We start from the raw sequence: 618 nt of genomic DNA, 5'->3' as shown, positions 1-618 counted from the left end.
ATTCAAGTGAGAATGCCGGTATGAGTAACGAAAAGACAAGTGAGAATCTTGTCCGCCGAAAGCCTAAGGGTTCCTGAGGAAGGCTCGTCCTCTCAGGGTAAGTCGGGACCTAACGCGAGGCCGAAAGGCGTAGTGGATGGACAACAGGTTGAAATTCCTGTACCACCGTAAACCGTTATGAGCAATGGGGTGACACAGAAGGGCAGTGACGCGGGCTGATGGAATAGCCCGTCCAAGCAGTGAGGCTAGTGTGTAGGCAAATCCGCACACTGTTAGGCTGGGCTGTGATGGGGAGCGAAAATTGCAGTAGCGAAGGTCATGTACTCCGGCTGTCAAGAAAAGCCTCTAGCCAGGTGAAGGTGCCCGTACCGCAAACCGACACAGGTAGGCGAGCAGAGCATGCTAAGGCGCGCGGAAGAACTCTCGTTAAGGAACTCGGCAAAATGACCCCGTAACTTCGGGAGAAGGGGTGCCTCGGTAGGGTGAATAGCCCGAGGGGGCCGCAGTGAAAAGGCCCAAGCGACTGTTTAGCAAAAACACAGGTCTGTGCGAAGCCGTAAGGCGAAGTATACGGGCTGACGCCTGCCCGGTGCTGGAAGGTTAAGGGGAGCGGTTAGG

The 618-nt window shown here is 55.5% G+C and carries 1 rRNA gene; it reads left to right on the top strand.

Annotated elements, in window-relative coordinates:
- Window positions 1-618: ribosomal RNA gene (locus tag AC2TDN_RS26610) — 23S ribosomal RNA — on the top strand; the annotation flags it as partial.

The organism is Paenibacillus sp. Y660 (assembly GCF_057221575.1).
This window is presented reverse-complemented; position numbering and strand designations above follow the sequence as displayed.